The 17,979-nt window shown below is 59.5% G+C and carries 14 protein-coding genes; 13 read left to right on the top strand and 1 reads right to left on the bottom strand.

What is annotated here, in order from left to right; all coding sequences use genetic code 11:
* Positions 1 to 108: 108 nt before the first annotated feature.
* The 5 genes from OGI63_RS12850 to OGI63_RS12830 all read left to right on the top strand — a co-directional run bounded on the left by OGI63_RS12850 (position 109) and on the right by OGI63_RS12830 (position 6,937).
* On the top strand, positions 109 to 996 hold the full coding sequence (locus OGI63_RS12850) for a TM2 domain-containing protein (protein ID WP_011743819.1): 888 nt from the start codon (positions 109 to 111) through the stop codon (positions 994 to 996).
* Positions 996 to 2,333 (top strand): biotin/lipoate A/B protein ligase family protein, encoded by a 1,338-nt coding sequence (locus OGI63_RS12845; RefSeq protein WP_011743818.1) that lies wholly within the window; start codon positions 996 to 998, stop codon positions 2,331 to 2,333. Before OGI63_RS12850 ends, OGI63_RS12845 begins: the two co-directional genes overlap by 1 nt.
* Before the next feature lie 91 nt (positions 2,334 to 2,424).
* A complete protein-coding gene (locus tag OGI63_RS12840; RefSeq protein WP_046999675.1) occupies positions 2,425 to 3,165 on the top strand; it encodes a Crp/Fnr family transcriptional regulator in 741 nt (246 codons plus the stop codon).
* Positions 3,166 to 3,289: 124 nt separating this feature from the next.
* Positions 3,290 to 5,590 carry a transglycosylase domain-containing protein gene (locus tag OGI63_RS12835; protein WP_011743653.1) on the top strand — a complete coding sequence of 767 codons (2,301 nt, stop codon included), beginning with the start codon at positions 3,290 to 3,292 and terminating at the stop codon, positions 5,588 to 5,590.
* 219 nt (positions 5,591 to 5,809) lie between these two features.
* Positions 5,810 to 6,937, top strand: coding sequence for an NADH:flavin oxidoreductase/NADH oxidase (locus tag OGI63_RS12830; RefSeq protein WP_003806745.1), 1,128 nt, complete (start codon positions 5,810 to 5,812; stop codon positions 6,935 to 6,937).
* 265 nt (positions 6,938 to 7,202) lie between these two features.
* On the opposite strand, the gene OGI63_RS12825 is transcribed toward OGI63_RS12830, so the two are convergent.
* Complete coding sequence (locus OGI63_RS12825) at positions 7,203 to 8,351, bottom strand: quinone-dependent dihydroorotate dehydrogenase (protein ID WP_003806744.1); 1,149 nt, start codon at positions 8,349 to 8,351, stop codon at positions 7,203 to 7,205.
* Positions 8,352 to 8,553: 202 nt separating this feature from the next.
* On the opposite strand from OGI63_RS12825, the gene OGI63_RS12820 reads away from it, so the two are divergent.
* The 8 genes from OGI63_RS12820 (at position 8,554) to OGI63_RS12785 (ending at position 17,945) form a co-directional block, all read left to right on the top strand.
* Positions 8,554 to 9,357: a DeoR/GlpR family DNA-binding transcription regulator gene (locus OGI63_RS12820; RefSeq protein WP_003806741.1), complete on the top strand. Its 804-nt coding sequence runs from the start codon at positions 8,554 to 8,556 to the stop codon at positions 9,355 to 9,357.
* 4 nt (positions 9,358 to 9,361) lie between these two features.
* Positions 9,362 to 10,612, top strand: coding sequence for a galactose-1-phosphate uridylyltransferase (gene galT / locus OGI63_RS12815; RefSeq protein ID WP_011743649.1), 1,251 nt, complete (start codon positions 9,362 to 9,364; stop codon positions 10,610 to 10,612).
* Between the two features lie 31 nt (positions 10,613 to 10,643).
* Positions 10,644 to 11,894, top strand: coding sequence for a galactokinase (galK, locus tag OGI63_RS12810; protein ID WP_011743648.1), 1,251 nt, complete (start codon positions 10,644 to 10,646; stop codon positions 11,892 to 11,894).
* 605 nt (positions 11,895 to 12,499) lie between these two features.
* Positions 12,500 to 14,107 (top strand): extracellular solute-binding protein, encoded by a 1,608-nt coding sequence (locus OGI63_RS12805; protein WP_011743647.1) that lies wholly within the window; start codon positions 12,500 to 12,502, stop codon positions 14,105 to 14,107.
* 106 nt (positions 14,108 to 14,213) lie between these two features.
* Positions 14,214 to 15,185: an ABC transporter permease gene (locus OGI63_RS12800; RefSeq protein ID WP_038444910.1), complete on the top strand. Its 972-nt coding sequence runs from the start codon at positions 14,214 to 14,216 to the stop codon at positions 15,183 to 15,185.
* 12 nt (positions 15,186 to 15,197) lie between these two features.
* Positions 15,198 to 16,136 carry a carbohydrate ABC transporter permease gene (locus OGI63_RS12795; protein ID WP_011743645.1) on the top strand — a complete coding sequence of 313 codons (939 nt, stop codon included), beginning with the start codon at positions 15,198 to 15,200 and terminating at the stop codon, positions 16,134 to 16,136.
* Positions 16,137 to 16,152: 16 nt separating this feature from the next.
* Positions 16,153 to 16,821 carry a YesL family protein gene (locus OGI63_RS12790; protein WP_011743644.1) on the top strand — a complete coding sequence of 223 codons (669 nt, stop codon included), beginning with the start codon at positions 16,153 to 16,155 and terminating at the stop codon, positions 16,819 to 16,821.
* A gap of 35 nt (positions 16,822 to 16,856) precedes the next feature.
* The gene (locus OGI63_RS12785; RefSeq protein WP_011743643.1) at positions 16,857 to 17,945 is read left to right on the top strand and encodes a LacI family DNA-binding transcriptional regulator; all 1,089 of its coding nucleotides are present in this window, start codon (positions 16,857 to 16,859) and stop codon (positions 17,943 to 17,945) included.
* Positions 17,946 to 17,979: the final 34 nt, after the last annotated feature.

Below are 17,979 nucleotides of genomic sequence, written 5' to 3'. Positions count from 1 at the left end.
GGAACGGTGGGCGTCTTCGCATAATCAGGGGATTTTTCAGGGGTTTTTCGGGGTTCGTGCCAGTGGTAAACGCCCGATGACGGGCAAACCTTGGGATATTGTTGAGGCATGAGTGATAACAACGCCGATTTCAATGGTGCCGGTCAAGTCAACAATCCAACGTCGGATAACGCAGCCCAGGCCGACTACAACCAACCGTACATTCCACAACAGAACGATGCGCAGATGAACCATCCGGAGTCGCAGCCGGAAACCCCCGCATACGATCAGAACTCCGCCGCATACACTCAGCCCGCTCAGCCGGCCGAGCCCGCCGTTCCGGCGTACGATCCGAACGCTTCCGCATACAGCCAGTATGGCCAGACCGCACAGTCGGCCCAGTCCGCTCAGCCGTCATACGGTCAGCCGGCGACTCCGGCCCCGGCGTACGGTACGGCTCCCGTCTATACCCAGCCCGCTCAGCCGGCCACGCCCGCTGCTCCGGCGTATGATCCGAACGCCGCATCGTACAACCAGTACGGTCAGTATGGCCAGCCGTCCCAGCCCGCCCAATCTGCGCAGCCGTCGTACGGTCAGCCGGCAGCCCCGGCGTATGACCCCAACAACGCTTACGCCCAGCCGGATTACAATCAAGCGAACTACGGACAGCAGGGCTACGCGGCCCCGTCTTACAACCAATCCGCCTACACCCAGCCCGCCTACGCGCAGCAGCCGGCATACGGCCAGCCCGTCGCACCGGCCGGATACGCCCAGAAGTCGAAACTGGCCGCCGGTCTGCTTGGCATCTTCCTGGGCTGCTTCGGCGTGCACAACTTCTACTTGGGCAACACCGGCAAGGCCGTGGCACAGCTGCTGCTGACCGTCATCGGCTGGATTCTCATCATCGGCCCAGCCGTCGCAGGCATCTGGGGACTGGTGGAAGGCATCCTGATTCTGTGCTCCCACTACGGCTCGCAATGGCACCGTGACGCTCAAGGCGTCGAACTGCAGGATTGATGACTCGAGGACTTTACAAACAGCCGGGCGGCAAACTCGTTGGAGTGACTGTCCGGCTTTCTCATGCCGATTCGGATTACGCCGATTCGGATTATGCCGATTCGGACTATATTGATTCGGCTCATACGAATGCCGTGAAAACGGTTCCATACGCTGGGCCGGCTGCATCATCGACTGTTATCGAATGCCATATCGACGGCGATTTCTTCCTCGACGGGGACGATGCCGGAACGCGGAATCTCTTGCATTCCATGGAATGTGCGCTGGAACAGTGCGCGGCCCGTTGCCTCAGCGGTTCGATGGTTTCCGAACGTGACGTGACCGCCGCCGTCGAACGGACGATGCTGCACCATCCGGACGTGCGCATCGTCGGCATGGGCGCGCGTGGCATCGCCATCGCCTTTCAACGTGCGATTGACGGCATCGATGGCGCCGATCGCATTGCCGGTATCGGCGGTAATGATGTTACGAAAGTGGAACCACGCGACGACCTGCGCATTCGGCGGCATACCAGCCCAATGGAAACCGCAGAAACCGCGGAAATCGCAAAAAACATTGAAAACACTGGAACCGCGGAAAGCGACGAAAACGCTGGAACCGTTGGAACCGGCGAAATCGCCGAAACCGGCAATTGGGCGGAATACGCGCGACGCTGGCACGCACTCAAACCGAACATCGTGCACGACGACCCCCGCAAACCGCAGGAACAAATGGACCTCGACGTCGAATGGGCACGCGAAGTGGCTGCCGGAACCCGCGAACCCACCCTGCGTTTCTGGGAATGGGCCGAGCCGGCCGTGGTCATCGGCAGATTCCAGTCGCTCGAAGACGAAGTCAACGTGCACACCGCGCAAGACGAAGGATTCCACATAGTCCGCCGCTGCACCGGCGGGGGAGCGATGTTCATCGAACCAGGCAACACCATCACCTACTCGCTGTACGCGCCACTCGACTTCGCCCACGGCATGAGCGTCGAGGAATCCTACGAACTCTGCGACTACTGGCTCGTCGAAGCGTTACGCGCCCTCGGCCTCAACGTACGATTCGCCGGACTCAACGACATCGCCACACAATATGGCAAACTCGGCGGCGCCGCGCAACGCCGGTTCGCGCCCACCCACGGCGGACCCGGCGCGATTCTGCACCACGTCACGCTCGCCTACGACATCGACGCGGAAAAGATGACCCGCGTGTTGAACATCTCACGAGAGAAAATGTCCGACAAAGCGGTGAAATCAGCGGCAAAACATGTCGATCCCATGCGCTCTCAAACCGGCATGGGCCGAGACGAGGTAGTAGCGCGACTGGTCGACGCCGCCGTTCGAGTTACAATGTAGCCCGAATGGTCGATGGTGCCCGACTTAACGAGCGTTGGCATGGATGTCGACAACGGAAAACGCAGAAGCACGGCGGAACGGAGGCACGTCGATGGTCACCCCGAATGGAACCAACGGAATCAATGGTTTTGGTGGTTTCGACGATGAGCGTGAGACGTTGCTGCACACCGCGCTGTTCAAGCAGGTTTCGTCCGAAGAAGCCCGGGAACTGCTGCCGTATCTGCTGCATGCCGAATACGACAAGGGCGATTTCATCTTCCGCGAGGGAGACACCGACCATCGCATGTATCTGCTGGAGGAAGGCCGCGTCAAACTGACCAGACAATCCTCCGACAAGCGTGTGCAGCTGCTGAGCATCCACGCGTACGGCGAAGTGTTGGGTGAGATTCCGGTGTTCGATCCGCATGGCGGACCGCGTACCGCTTCGGCGGTGGCGATGACCAACGGCACGCGTGTGGTCTGGCTGGAACATGACGCGCTGTTCGACTGGCTCGACGAACATCCGCGCGTGGCCGTGGACATGCTGCAGGTATTGGCGCACCGCATGCGCAGCAACAACGAACGCATCTGCGATCTGGTGTTCATGGACGTTCCCGGACGACTCGCCAAAACACTGCTCAATCTGGCATCACGATTCGGCGAACCGGTCGAAGCCGGCCTGAAGGTGCCGCACGATCTGACACAGGAGGAGATGGCGCAGCTCGTCGGATCCTCACGCGAAACGGTGAACAAGGCGTTGATGGATTTCGCTAACCGCGGATGGATCGCCAGGGAAGGCCGGTCCATCATCATCTACCAGCCGGGCATGCTGATTCGCCGATCAAGACGATGACATTCGGCTGGTTTTCGGCTGATTTCCAACTTTTCCTAAGAAATTGTCTGTTTTGTGAGAAACCCGTGACGGCTTCCGGCACATGCGTTGGCGGGCATGTGTTTAGTAGACCCGCCACTTTAGAATGGGCGTCATGCCCAAGAAGAAGACCCTTACCGTTCAACGTGTGCTCGCATTGGTAATCGCATACATCACGTTATGCGTGGGCGGCGGCGTTGTGACGAGTATTTTCTTTATGCCCGCTGTGTTCGCCGCCAATAACGCGGCCAAAGCCGTCATTCCGTCCCTTGCGGTCGAAGGCATCGATTTCGATGTGACCTCGCTTCCGCAACGCTCGACGATGTATTTCAACGACGGCAAGACCGCTTTCGCGGAATTCTATACGCAGAACCGCGAGGTCGTGCCGCTGAAGAAAATCTCCAAAGCCATGCAGCAGGCCGTCGTGGCCCGTGAAGACAAGCGCTTCTTCGAACATACCGGCGTGGACGTGCAGGGCGTGTTCCGAGCGTTCTTCCAAACCTATGTCAGAGGCGGCGACCAGCAGGGCGGTTCCACGCTGACGCAGCAGTACGTCAAGAACGTGCTGTCCACCCAAGCCCGTGAAGACGACGATCCGATCGCCGAATACCATGCGACGGAAGACACCGTGGCACGCAAGCTGCGCGAGATGCTGATCTCGGTGCAGATCGAAAAGAAATACTCCAAAGCCGAGATTCTGCAGGGCTACCTCAACATCGCGCAGTTCGGCCGCAACAACCTGTGCGGCGTGGAAATGGCCGCCAAACGCTACTTCAACGTCTCCGCTTCGGAACTGAACGTCACCCAGGCGGCGACCATCGCGGCAATCACCAAGAATCCGCAGAACTTCGATCCTTCCGTGGAAGCCAACCAGAAGGAAGCCGAACACCAGCGCAACATCGTGCTGCAGCTGATGCACGACCAGGGCTACATCACCTCCGAAAAGGAATTCAAAGACGCCATCAACACGCCGTTGAAGGACACGCTGAACCTGCAGGACGTGAGCTCCGGATGCCAGTCGGCCATTGAAAACACCGGCTTCTTCTGCTCGTACGTGGTCAACCAGATCCTGAAGAACAAGGCGTTCGGCAAGGACGACGAGGCTCGCGAGAAGCTGCTGAAGGAAGGCGGTCTGAAGATCGTCACCACGCTCGACCGCAACGCCAACAACGCGGCCATGCAGGCGGCGAACAGCACCGTGCCGGCCACAGACCCGTCCGGATTCGAAGTGATGATAGCGGCCGTGAAGCCGGGCACCGGTGAAATCCTGTCGTTCGGTATCAACCGAACCTACGATGCCACGGATGACGCCCGAACGGATGAGACCAAGACCTCCATGAACTACATGGTCGATCAGGAGGACGGCGGCGGTATGGGCTTCAACGTCGGCTCCACCTGGAAGCCCATCAACATGGTGGCGTGGATGCAGAAAGGCCACTCCATCAACGAGTCGCTCGTCACATCCACCGTCTACGACACGTCGAAGTTCAACTGCAACGGCTACGGTTTCGTCGGCCCGTGGAGGGTGCAGAATTCCGGCGGCGGCACCACCTCTCCGGAAAGCCCGCTGCAGGGTCTGATCAAGTCGCACAACACCACGCAGGCCTCGATGGCGTCGAACATCGGCCTGTGCGCGATCGCCGACGCGGCCAAGGAGATGGGCTACCACAACGCCATCTCCAACGCGTCCGACATCTACTCCGCTAACTCGTTCCAGCCGCCAATGACCATCGGTACGGTGCAGGCGTCGCCGTTGACCATGGCCAACGTGTACGCCACCATGGGCGCCAACGGCGTGGAATGCACTCCGATCGCCATCACCAAGGTGACCGACCGCAGCGGCAGCAAGGTGAAAGTGCCGTCCGCGAACTGCCATCAGGCCATCGACCCGGACATCGCGCAGACCGTGTCTTACGCGCTGAACCAAGGTATCGTGCAGCCTGGCGGCGAAGCGTCGACCACGCAGCTTGACAACAATCGCAAGACCTTCGCCAAGACCGGCACCAACGAGAACACGGTGATGGCCACCGCAGGCTTCGTGCCGAACCAGGTCGCGGCGTTCGTCGCGGTCGCCGACGCGCAGGACCCGATCAACAACACCTTCGACAACAAGACCATCAACGGCGTGTACCGCCCGTCCTGGTACGGCATGTACATCGCAACGCCGGCGTGGAAGCAGTTCATGAACACGTATCTTGCCGCCATCAACGCGCCGATCGACAACGATTACGGAAAGGGTGCCGACAAGTACACGGTTTCGAAGGGCGCCACCAGAACATACAACCAGTACCAATACCAGCGCCAGCAGAACAGTCAGCAGCAAAGCCAGCAGCAGACCAACCAAGGCCAGCAGCAGCAATCGCAGCAACAGCCTGCTGAGCAGCAAAGTGACCAGCAGCATCAATAGTTGCGATTGTCGGCTATTCATGCCGACTGCCCGCATTGACTGACCGCACTGACTGCCCACGTCACCGGAGCGTAAATCGCATGGCAAAGTGAACAGTCCATAAACGCCCGCCCCAACCGGCGGGCGTTCTGCTTACAATGCAATCGGTACCATGCCCGTCGCGTGGGAACGCGGTGCGGATATCGACGATTCAGGCGATACCAACGATTCATAAGAGAGATGACAATGAGCGAAGACAAGAAGAACGGCAAGCAGAACAAGACGGTCAAACCGTTCGATCCGATGACGTTGCGTGGCGTCACCGTGCGCAACCGCATCTGGCTGCCGCCAATGGACACGTATTCCGCATTGGCGCAGGACGGCAAGCCGACGCCGTTCCACTACCAGCATTACGTTTCGCGTGCGATGGGCGGCTTCGGCATGATCATCATGGAAGCGACCGCCGTCGCGCCGGAAGGCCGCATTTCGCCGTGCGATCTGGGATTGTGGGATGACGGACAGATGGACGCATGGCGTTGGATCGTGGCCGACGCGAAGGCAGCGGGTGCCACGATGGCGGTGCAGCTCAACCACGCCGGACGCAAGGGTTCCACCGGCTGCCACGCGATCGGTTTCGATGGACAGAGCGTGCCGGAAGAGCAAGGCGGATGGCGGACGGTTTGCCCAAGCGCCAACGCATACGGTTCCCTGGCTCGTCCGCGCGCGCTGAGCGTCGATGAGATCCACACCATCGTGGACCAGTTCCGCGACGCCGCCTGGCGTGCCATGAACATCGGCTTCGACGCGGTGGAAGTCCATGCCGCGCACGGCTACCTGCTGTCGCAGTTCCTCGACCCGCTCATCAACGAGCGTGACGACGAGTACGGCGGATCGTTCGACAATCGCGTCCGCATGCTGGTCGAAGTCGTGGATGCTATTCGTTCCGTCGTGCCCGATACCATGCCGGTGCTGGTGCGCGTTTCCGCCACCGACTGGGCCGCAGGCGGTTGGGACCTTGACCAGACCGTCGAACTGGCTAAGATTCTGAAGGCCCACGGCGTGGACCTGATTGACGTGTCCACAGGCGGATTGATTCCCGACGTGACCATTCCGGTGAAGCCCGACTACCAAGTGCCGTTCGCCGAACAGGTGCGCAGTCGCGCGGGCATTCCCACCACCGCAGTCGGGCTCATCACCAAGCCGAAGCAGGCGAAGAAGATTCTGAAGTCGGGCGCCGCCGACGCCGTGGAAATCGGCCGCGCTGCACTGCGCGACCCGTATTGGCCGCTCCGTGCCGCCCACAAACTGGACGTGCCGGTCGAGGAAGCCCCCTACCAGCCGCCATACCTCCGCGGCGCCTTCCGCTGACCCTTCCCCTCCCTTCTTCCTCTTTTTTATTGCGAAAAGTAGCCACAACCCAACGCAACATAACAAAAAAACGAGTGGGAGGGCGGGCGTCCTGTTCACGACCGTAAGCTTGGCCGAACGGCCTTGAGTGTGTCGTGAACAGGACGCCCGCCCTCCCACGGAGACGCGCCTCTGTATTTATCTATTTATCTGCGATTATTAATCGCCTTTATAGTGCCTAAAAACCGCTTTTTAAATCGCAACTTAAATCGCAATTAAAAAGTTTTCACGCGTCGATGCCGACCGCCTCGCTGACATGTTCGAACCCGTCGCGCCTGAGCAGTTCGGCCAGTCCACGCTTCAACACGGTGATCTGCTGCGGACCACGGTACATAAGCGCGCTGATGAACATCACCAGCGACGAGCCGCAACGAATCTTCTCATACGCCTGCTGCGGGGTGAAGACGCCACCGATGCCGGCGATTGCGAACCGGTCCCCATACTCGCGGTAGACCTGCTTGATGCGTTCGTTGCTGGTCGCGTAGCACGGCGAGCCGGACAGTCCGCCCTCCCAATCGCGCGGAATGGACATGCCGGTGCGGTCCTTCTGCAGATTGGCGATCGACAGTCCCTGCACGTTGTGCTCGGCGAGCACGTCCAGCAGATCCTTGAATTCCGGCCACGTCTTATTGAGCGGCATTTTGACGAGCGTCGGCTGCGGACGGTCGATTTTGTCCAGTTCGGTGAACAGCTTGTCGAGCGCTTCCGGGCTTTGGTTGAACGGTTCGCCGGCCATGGTGTTCGGGCAGGAGATGTTCACTTCGACCATGGCGGTGCGTCCGGCCGCGCGGCGCATCGAAATGCAGTAATCCTCGATGCCTTCGTCCAGATCGCCGGTCTTGCTGTCGTTCGTGCGGGCGATCGAAACCGACACCTGCATGCTCTTCGCCTTCGTCCATGCGTTCTCGGCGCGCGGAATCACCACCGCGGAACCCTCGTTGGCAAGGCCCACGTGCACCATCATCGAATCGTATTCAGGCAGGCGGTGGAACCATGGGCGCGGGTTGCCGGGGCAGGGGCGCGACGTGGTGGAGCCGACCGTTTCGAAACCGAAGCCGACGTTGTCGAGCAGCACCGGCATCTCGCAATCCTTGTCGAGGCCGGCGGACAAGCCGAACGGATTGGCGAAATCGACGCCCATCACGTTGGTTTCCAGTATCGGGTCGGTGTAGTCGAGCATTTCGCGGCATAGCCACATCAGCGGTGGAATATTGCGGGTGACCTTGCAGAAATCGATCATCTGGCTGTGGGCCACGTCGGGCGTCTGGTTGAAGATGAAATGCGGTTTGATGATGTGCTTGTAGCCGAACGTGAAAAGGTCGGTGGTGGCTTTGTTCACTGCGTCGTGCCAAAAGTTTTCGGAAACGTATGTCATGGTTCCTTATTCTCGCACGTTTTCATTGGTTTCGCATGGCATTTTGGGCAAAAGCCGATGTGTGTCGGTGCGGCATATAGGACGTTCGTTTTTGTTCGTTTTAGGCTGAATTTGAGTCGATTGTGGTGCGGCTTTGCACGAAACACGCGCGAAACGCTCAACTCAGTTGTATTTTTGAGTGAACATGTGCGATAATGTTCATATGATTTCGTCGCAACGCCAGCATTTGATTTTGAGCCGTCTGCGTACCCGTGGTGCGGTGCGCATCACTGCACTGTCCAAGGAATTGGGCGTCTCCGCGATGACCATCCGCCGTGACATCGCCGATCTGGCGGACAAGGGTCTGCTGAAGCGCGTGCACGGCGGTGCCGTCAGCACCAGCACGCTGCTGAGCGAACCGCTGTTTTCCGTAAAGTCGCAGATGGACATCGGTCTGAAGGACGCCATCGCACAGGAAGCCGTCAAATACGTGGCCCCCGGCGACGTGATCGCCATCGGCGGCGGCACCACGGCGTACGTGTTCGCGCAGCATCTGCTCGAATCGCAGCAATCGTCCGGCATCACCATCCTCACCAACTCCATTCCGGTGGCGGAGCTGGTGCAGGCGCTCGAATCGAAAGACGTGGAAGTCATCGTGACGGGCGGCGTGACCACCCGTTCCAACTCGCTCGTCGGGCCGATCGCAGACAAAGTGGTCGCCTCGCTGCGCGTCAACACCGTATTCCTGGGCACGCATTCCGTGTCCATTCCGCGCGGTTTCCTCATGCCGAACTCGCTGGAAGCCGCAACCGATATGGCGATGATGGACATTGCCGATCGCACGATAATTTTGACCGACCACACCAAGTGGAGCTGCACGTCACTGTCGCTGTTCGCACGTTTTGACCAGGTGGATACGGTCATCACCGATGACGGATTGGACCCCGATTCGGTGTCGAAAACAAGGGATTTGGTCAAAGAGCTCGTTCTGGCACGCCAGGCCGAGCCGGTTCAGGAAGGTGAATAATCACATGAGTGATTTCGTCAACTACACTCCGGGAGAATATGCGAAGGAGCATATCCGTATCACGCCGACCACGCTTGCCGATGGCCGCGACTTCTTCTATCTCGATGACGATCCGGAATACGTCTCCGGCGTCAAGACTCGCGAACTGAAGGATCCGCGCCAACTTCCGTACCGTTTCTCCAACCAGCTCAACGCCGCTGGCGAGGAAGTGCCGTATGCGGCTCCCGAAATGCGTCGCGACCCACTGACCGGCGATTGGATTCCGATGGCGACCGCACGTATGAACCGTCCGATCACCGCCGGTCCGGGCGCGACGGCCAAAGGCAATCCGCTGGCCGCGCGCAAGCCGGGCGATCCGTACCAGGATGGCGAAGTGCCGGATACCGACTACAACGTGGTCGTGTTCGAAAACCGCTTCCCGTCGATGGTTCGCGTGCCGGGCCGTTCCGAAGCCGTGGAATACGTCAACGGCAACCCGCTGTGGGAGAAGAAGCTCGCCGCAGGCCGCTGCGAAGTGATCTGCTTCGACCCGGACGAAAACGGCCTGCCGGCGGACCTGCCGGTCTCCCGCCTGCGCACCGTCGTGGAGGCATGGGCGTTCCGTACCGCCGAAATCTCCAAGATGGAGGGCATCGAGCAGATCTTCCCGTTCGAGAACCACGGTCAGGAAATCGGCGTCTCCCTGGCGCACCCTCACGGCCAGGTCTACTGCTATCCGTTCATCGCACCGAAGATGGAAGCCGAACTCAAGCAGACCGAAGCCTACCATGAGAAGACCGGCGGCAACCTGCTCAAGGATCTCATGAACTCCGAAATCGAGGCCGGGGAGCGCATCGTCATGCGCAACCACAGTTGGGTCGCCTATGTGCCGGCCGCGGCACGCTGGCCGCTCGAGGTGCATGTGGCCCCGGTGCGTGACGTGCTCACCCTCGACGAGCTCAACGATCAGGAGCGTTGGGATCTGGCCGTCATGTACTCCACCCTGCTCAAGCGCGGCAACGCGTTCTTCGACAAGGGTGACGGCAAGGGCATGGACCTGCCGTACATCGCAGCATGGCATCAGGCCCCGATCCACGACAAGCGCCGCGAAAACTACCGCCTCAACCTGCAGTTCTTCTCGTTCCGCCGCGCCGCCAACAAAATCAAGTATCTGGCCGGCTCCGAATCAGGCATGGCCGCATGGGTGTCCGACACCACGCCGGAACTCATCGCCAAGCGCTTCCACGAGCTCGGACCAATCGATATCGAAGGCTGAAAGCCAATAAAACCCAAAGGACAAAACACCAATGACTGCTGTTGAATTCATTGAGCCGCTCTCGCATGACGAGGGTGTGAAGAACGCGACCGACCTGTTCCGAGCCACCTACGGTGAGGAACCGGCTGGCGTATGGGCCGCACCGGGCCGTGTGAACCTGATTGGCGAACACACCGACTACAACGCGGGCCTGTGCCTGCCGATCGCACTGCCGCACCGCACGTTCATCGCGCTCAAGCCGCGTGAAGACACCAAGGTGCGCGTGGTTTCCGACGTTGATTCCGGAAACGTTACCGAAGCCGACCTCGATGGTCTGCAGGCCGGTGGTGTGGAAGGCTGGGCCGCCTACCCGGTAGGCGTTGCCTGGGCATTGCGCGAAGCCGGCTTCGATGCGGTGCAGGGCTTCGACGCGGCATTCTCCTCCTGCGTGCCGCTCGGATCCGGTCTGAGCTCCTCCGCAGCCATGACCTGCTCCACCGCCTTGGCGCTGGATGATGTGTACGGTTTGGGTTATGGCGCATCCGATGCCGGTCGTGTGACGCTGATCAACGCCGCCATCAAGTCGGAAAACGACATGGCGGGCGCGTCCACCGGTGGTCTCGACCAGAACGCATCCATGCGTTGCACTTTCGGCCATGCGTTGCGTCTTGACTGCCGTCCAGAGCTGAGCCCGCTGGAGAACGTCTCCCAGCAGGAATTCGATCTCGACAAGTACGGTCTGGAACTGCTGGTGCTTGACACTCAGGCTCCGCATCAGCTCAACGACGGCCAGTATGCCCAGCGTCGTGCCACTTGCGAGAAGGCTGCCGAAATCCTCGGCGTGGCCAACCTGCGTGTGGTCGCCGACAGCATCGCCAAGTCCGACGATCCGTTCCAGGCGCTCAAGGAAACGCTCGACAAGCTGGAAGACGACACGATGAAGAAGCGCGTGCGCCACGTCATCACCGAAATCGCCCGTGTCAACTCCTTCGTGCGTGCCTTCGCCAACGGCAAGATCGACGAGGCAGGCCGACTGTTCAACGCGTCTCATGATTCGCTCGCTGCGGATTATGAAGTGACTGTGCCCGAGCTGGATATTGCCGTGGATGTGGCTCGTGTCAACGGCGCGTACGGCGCACGTATGACCGGCGGCGGCTTTGGCGGCTCCATCATCGCGTTGGTGGACAAGGGTCAGGGTCACGAGATCGCACAGAAGATTGCTGACCGCTTCGAAAAGGAAGGCTTCAACGCGCCTCGCGCCTTGCCGGCGTTCGCTGCGGCTTCCGCGAGCCGCGAGGCCTGATCGCAGAAGCCGATGCAAAAATGCGCGTTGGCGCACGCCCATGAAAAAGGACGTGCGCCAACGCGCGTTTTGCACGATTTACTTGTGGACCAGATGGCGCACCAGCGTATCCCACAGCGATGACCAGCAGGTACGATGCCGAATGCTTCATCCCGGCTCCCGGTGCGGCTACGTGTTTGGCCTGATGCTGTCTGTGATCGTATTCGTGCTCCCCTCCTTCTTTTCTGAAGGAGGGGAGCACCTTTCGTAAGTAGCGACGTGTCGACTTGGTGGCCGTCATGTTCGGCTACGCTTTTGTGCGTACAACGGACGGGTTGTACGTGTATTTGATGAAAAACGATACGTTATACGATTAACGGCGTGTCGCGATGTGGGTGATTCCGGTGTTCTGCAAGAACGGCAGTATGGAGCCGAAGTTTACGTTTGCGACGCTGGGGGGACTGGTTGATGAGAGCGCTAACTATTGAGATAAACGATTAACGTTTGACATTAAACGATTAACGATTTATAGTGTTAATCACCGCAAAGCAAGCGGCTGATGAGGTCGTACCGGTGCGTCTTACATCGGTACGAGGAGGAAACATCAAGGAAGAAGGAGCCTAATCATGGCACGAAGAAGTGTTCGCCTGTTGGCATCAATAGCTGCAGTCGCGACTATGGTCACGACGTTTGCCGCCTGCGGCAACAAGCAGGCCACCACAGACGAGAACGGCAAGCCAATCGTCAATATTCTGGTTCGTCGCAACGTGACCGACCATCCGATGCAGGACACCCAGTACACCAAGGATCTGGAAGCCGCCTGCGACTGCACCATCAAGTGGCAGGAAGTCGCCGACAACGCTTGGGGTCAGCAGAAGAGCGCCAAGATGGCCGCCGGTGAATTCCCGGACATTGGCTTGAGCTTGTTCAGCATGGTGGATGCGGCCAAGTACAGCACCTACTTCGAGGATCTCAAGCCGCATCTGGATAAGATGCCGAACGTCAAGAAGTTCCTCAAGGCCCAGCCGGGCGCTGCGAAGTACGTTACCGATGGCACCAAGATCGCCATGCTGCCCTCCGACCGCGGCAAGGGTTACGAGGTTTCCGGCACTCACATGTTTATCAACAAGACCTGGCTGGACAAGCTGGGACTCCAGATGCCGACCACTTGGGACGAGCTCGAGAACGTGCTCGATGCATTCAAGACCCAGGATCCGAACGGCAACGGCAAGGCCGATGAGGTGCCGATGAATATCCGCAGCCTCGGCTTCGGCCTGTGGAGCCCTCTGGCGCTGATGAACTCCGAAGGCGTGGTCACCTCCTTCATGGGCGGCGGCGCTTCCGAACAGGGCTATTATGTGGACAACGGCAAGGTTAAGAGCTATTACACCTCCGACGCGCTCAAGGACGTCGTCTCCTACCTGCACGGACTCATGGCCAAGGGCCTTATCCCGAAGGATGTGCTCACCCGCGACGCCTCGCAATACACTTCGCAGACCGTCAGTGACGGCAAGACCGCGCTGACCGGCGTCTCCTTCGGTTGGTCCAACTACTCCGAATACGGCAACGCGCTTGGCGACCAGTACGTCACCCTGCCGCCGCTGAAGAAAGACGCCTCCACGCCCGACTCCCAGGTCAAGTGGGATTATTCCCAGGACGCCTGCCGCTGGGCCTACTCCGGTTCCGGCCTGACCGTCAACCCGAACGCAGCCAACCAGGACGCCATCTACAAGGTGATCGACGCCATGTACGGCGAGAAGCTTTCCGTGGCTGGATTCTTCGGCTCTATTCCGGATATCGTCTCCGATGACGGCGACCACCAGTACACCATCGACAAGGCTAAAGCCTACGCCGAATATCCTGATACCCGCGCCGTCGCCCTGCAGGACCGCTTCGGTGGCTGGATTCGCGACGACGTGAAGATGGTCAACGACACCAACGCCGACCAGGTCACTGCGTCCGATTTGGCCATTCGTGAGGCGCGCAACCGCGTCGACGGCGTCAAGGATGTCGTACCGATTTACGTGCGCCCGAATACCGAGGACTCCAACACCCTGCAAAACAACAACACCGCCATCTCCAACTACGCGAACAACCAGATCGCGAAGTGGGTCCAGAAGGGCGGCATCGACAAGGAATGGGATGCCTACGTGAAGAAGGTGTCCGAACCGACCCTCGGCCTCGACGCCAACATCAAGATTTGGCAGAAGTGGTACGACAAGTACACCAAGTAGCCAAGTAATACCGCGGGGTCCATCGCACGGGTTCGTTTCTCTCCCGTGACTGCCGCCGGACCCCGCATTTTTGTTCCCTAGCAATCATCCTAAATTGGAGACCAACATGAGTGCACAAACATCGCAAGGCGTTGCTGCACGGACCGTGGCGATGGAAGCGGCTCCCGACCGCAAGAAACCAGGTCTGCTCGATCGCATCGCCGACCACTTCCGCCGCTACTGGCAGCTGTGGATCCTCACCGCTCCCGCCCTGTTCTTCGTCGGCCTGTTCGCCTACGTGCCGATGTGGGGCATCCAGCTTGCCTTCCGTGAATTCGACCCGACCAAGGGTCTGACCGGCGGCAAGTTCGTAGGATTCAAATATTTCAACGAGTTCTTCCATAACCCGCTCTTCGGCGAGATCATGACCAACACCGTCCGCATCTCCCTGTGGACGCTGGTCATGGGCTTCATCTTCCCAATCATCCTGGCCCTGCTGATCAACCAGATCGGCTCCAAGAAAATCAAGGGCTTCGTACAGACCGTCACCTACATGCCCCACTTCATCTCCGTGGTGGTCATCGTCTCGATGCTCAACATCTTCCTGTCCCCGGGCTCCGGCATCCTGGGCCGCTTCTTCGGCGACGAATCGCTGATGGGCTCCACCAGCGCCATCACCGCCGTCTACTGGATCTCCGAAGTCTGGCAGCACGTCGGCTGGAACTCCATCATCTACCTGGCCGCGCTCGCCGGCGTGGACACCTCGCTGTACGAGGCCGCGAAGATCGATGGCGCCGGCCGTCTGCAACTGATCCGTTACGTCGACCTGCCGGCGATCATGCCGACCTGCGCAATCTTGCTCATCATGAACATGGGTTCCGTGCTCAACGTGGGTTTCGACAAGATCTACCTGATGCAGAATTCGCTGAATATGCCGGCCACCGAGGTCATCGCGACCTACACCTACAAGATCGGTATTATTAACGGCCAGTATTCGTATTCGACCGCCATCGGCCTGTTCAATACCTTGGTCAACTTCGTCTTCCTGATCACCGCGAACGCGATCGCCAAGCGCGTTTCCGATACGAGCATTTTCTAGGAGGCAGTCATCATGTCTGCAACAACAACCGGGGCCGTTGCCCAAAGCAAGAACGATATTCCCTGGAACAAGCATGTACGTCAGAAGAAAACGCCAGGTGATCTGGCCGTCGACTTTGTCATCGTGCTGCTTCTGGTGTTCACCGTGGTCGCAGTGCTCTACCCCCTGTGGTTCGTGGTCATCGCATCGTTCTCCAATCCGAACGCTGTGGCCGGCGGCGAAGTGTCACTGCTGCCTAAGGGCGTGACCTTCGCCGGCTATGCGAAGGTGTTCACCAACCATCGCATCTGGCAGGGCTATCTCAACACGATCATCTACTCGGTGGTCGGCACCGCGGTCAACATGGCCGTGACCATCCCCTGCGCCTTCGCGCTGTCCCGCCGCGAATTCAAGCCGCGCCGCGTCATCATGTTCCTGTTCACCGTCACCATGTTCATCAGCGGCGGCCTGATTCCGAACTATTTGCTGTACAAAGCCCTCGGCATCAACAACACCATGTGGGTGTTCATCCTGCCCGGCGCTGTCTCCGTATACAACGTGATCGTGGCGCGCTCCTTCTTCGAAACCTCCATTCCGGAGGAACTGCATGATGCTGCGCAGATCGACGGCCTGAGCTACTTCGGCTACTTCTTCAAGATCGTGCTGCCGTTAAGCTCCGCCATCCTCGCCGTCATCGGCCTGTACTACTTCGTCGGCCACTGGAACGACTTCATGACAGGCTTGATCTACATCACCGACGACACAAAGCAGCCGTTGCAGGTGGTCTTGCAGCAGTTGCTGCTGGTGGCACAAGGCACCGGTACGAACGTCAACGCCGCGGCCCAACAGCAGGCGGCCGACCAGATCAAGTTCGGCATCATCATCGTCTCCACCCTGCCTCTGCTGGTGCTGTACCCGTTCCTGCAGAAGTACTTCAACAAGGGCGTCATGCTCGGCGCCGTCAAGGGCTGATTGAAAGGGATTCGCCATGCTCGCTCGTTTTTCCGTGGCCTATGAACGGTTCTGCCGTCTGCTGCTCACGATCTTCGTGGTGAACATCGCCATGCTCGTGCACACACTGCTGGGTGCCGTGGTGCTGGGATTCTTCCCATCCTGCGCCGCCGCGCAAACCACGTTCCGCACGTGGCTGCGTGCTGAGGATCGGTCGATGCGTGCCAAGGAAGTATGGGGCATCTTCCACGGCGCATGGAAAAACGAGCTCAAGCAGGCGAATCTCTTCGGCTGGCCGTTGGCCGTATGCTGGGTGGTGCTCGCCATCGACTACTACATGATGAACTGGCATGCACGCGGAACGTTCGACGTGGCGGTTTCCGGCGTACTGTTCGTGCTGGCACTGGTATTGCTGGCCTTCACCATGCTGGTCTGGGTGGTGCGCGCGAACTATGACGAACGTCCGCTGTGGATCGTCCGCACAACACTGACCATGATCGTGGCCCGTCCGCTGTGCACCCTGCTGCAGATCGGACTCGCACTGCTGGCGATCCTTGCCTGGGCGCAATGGCCGGGTCTGCTCATGGTGTTCGGCATGTCGCTGCCGATGTTCTGCACTGCGTGGATCGTGTACTCGTTCGGCCGGATTCCGGGAATGGACATCCATGACCGGGAGCAGCCGGGCATCCGATACGCGAAAAGCTGAACGGCAGAGTGTCGCCAAAGAAAGGCGGGCATACAATGGAATCCGCTTCACAAAGCCGCCAAGCAGACAAGGCAAAACCATTGGTATCGATCAAAGACATCGCAAAAGAGGCCGGCGTCTCCAGTTGCACCGTGTCATTGGTCATGAACAACAAGGACCGCAATCGCGTCAGCAAGGCGGTGGCGCAACGAGTGCGCGGAACGGCCCAATCAATGGGATACAAGCCGAACTCCGTGGCGCGTACATTGCGCACCAGCAGGTCGTATGTCCTCGGCTTTATCACCGATGAGATCGCCACCTCGCCACATGCCGGGCGCGTACTGGTGGGAGCGCAGGAGGCAGCGCGCAAACTCGGCTATATTCTGCTCACCGTCAACACGGGAAACGATCGGGAACTGGAGAACCAGGAGATCGCGGCCCTGCGGCAGTACCGCGTGGACGGTTTCCTGTATGCCATGATGTACCACCGTGTTGTGGAGATCCCCGCCGAACTCGAAGGCAGCCCCACGGTCGTCGTCGACAGCGAAGACGAGAATCGCAAGATTCCCTCGATCTACCCCGACGACGAAATGGCAGGGTACGATGCCACCAATCGGCTGATTCAGGCCGGCTGCAAACGCATCGTTTACTACGGTTCCTCAATCACCATTATCGCCCAGGGGGAGCGGTTCGCCGGGTATCGCCGAGCGCTCGCGGACGCGGGCATCCCCTTCGACGAGCAGTTGGTCGTCAACGTGGAAGAGGCCACAAACGCCGCTTCGGAAGCCGGTCGCGTGTTCGACGAGATCAAGCCGGACGGCATCTTCTGCTTCAACGATGTGCGCGCGACCTTCATCTACGAGGCGGCCAGAGAGCGGTCGGTCGGCATCGGCACAGACGTTTCCGTGATCAGCATCGACAACCAGCCGCTCATTACGGACGTGCTCAAGCCCGCGTTGACCACCTTGGAGCTTCCTCACTACGAAATGGGCTTCGAAGCGGTGCATCAGCTGGTCGCCATGATCGACGATGAAGCCGCCACGGAAAGCCTTGCACGCAGTGAGGATTCGATCAGGCGTTTGGAGAACGGCCCGATGACACCGTTGCGATGCCGCATCATCGAACGCGATTCGATCGTTTCCTGACGGCACTGCGTCTTTGAGTATTTCCATCCATTTT

This window comes from Bifidobacterium sp. KRGSERBCFTRI (genome assembly GCF_025908335.1).
Note: the sequence above shows the minus strand (reverse complement) of the source record. Positions and strands in the feature narration are given on the sequence as shown.

What these genes read in the sequence shown, in the direction of transcription:
- OGI63_RS12850 (WP_011743819.1), top strand. Translation starts at nt 109, where the DNA reads ATGAGTGATAACAACGCCGATTTCAATGGTGCCGGTCAAGTCAACAAT.
- OGI63_RS12845 (WP_011743818.1), top strand. Translation starts at nt 996, where the DNA reads ATGACTCGAGGACTTTACAAACAGCCGGGCGGCAAACTCGTTGGAGTG.
- OGI63_RS12840 (WP_046999675.1), top strand. Translation starts at nt 2,425, where the DNA reads ATGGTCACCCCGAATGGAACCAACGGAATCAATGGTTTTGGTGGTTTC.
- OGI63_RS12835 (WP_011743653.1), top strand. Translation starts at nt 3,290, where the DNA reads ATGGGCGTCATGCCCAAGAAGAAGACCCTTACCGTTCAACGTGTGCTC.
- OGI63_RS12830 (WP_003806745.1), top strand. Translation starts at nt 5,810, where the DNA reads ATGACAATGAGCGAAGACAAGAAGAACGGCAAGCAGAACAAGACGGTC.
- OGI63_RS12825 (WP_003806744.1), bottom strand. Translation starts at nt 8,351, where the DNA reads ATGACATACGTTTCCGAAAACTTTTGGCACGACGCAGTGAACAAAGCC.
- OGI63_RS12820 (WP_003806741.1), top strand. Translation starts at nt 8,554, where the DNA reads ATGATTTCGTCGCAACGCCAGCATTTGATTTTGAGCCGTCTGCGTACC.
- galT (WP_011743649.1), top strand. Translation starts at nt 9,362, where the DNA reads ATGAGTGATTTCGTCAACTACACTCCGGGAGAATATGCGAAGGAGCAT.
- galK (WP_011743648.1), top strand. Translation starts at nt 10,644, where the DNA reads ATGACTGCTGTTGAATTCATTGAGCCGCTCTCGCATGACGAGGGTGTG.
- OGI63_RS12805 (WP_011743647.1), top strand. Translation starts at nt 12,500, where the DNA reads ATGGCACGAAGAAGTGTTCGCCTGTTGGCATCAATAGCTGCAGTCGCG.
- OGI63_RS12800 (WP_038444910.1), top strand. Translation starts at nt 14,214, where the DNA reads ATGAGTGCACAAACATCGCAAGGCGTTGCTGCACGGACCGTGGCGATG.
- OGI63_RS12795 (WP_011743645.1), top strand. Translation starts at nt 15,198, where the DNA reads ATGTCTGCAACAACAACCGGGGCCGTTGCCCAAAGCAAGAACGATATT.
- OGI63_RS12790 (WP_011743644.1), top strand. Translation starts at nt 16,153, where the DNA reads ATGCTCGCTCGTTTTTCCGTGGCCTATGAACGGTTCTGCCGTCTGCTG.
- OGI63_RS12785 (WP_011743643.1), top strand. Translation starts at nt 16,857, where the DNA reads ATGGAATCCGCTTCACAAAGCCGCCAAGCAGACAAGGCAAAACCATTG.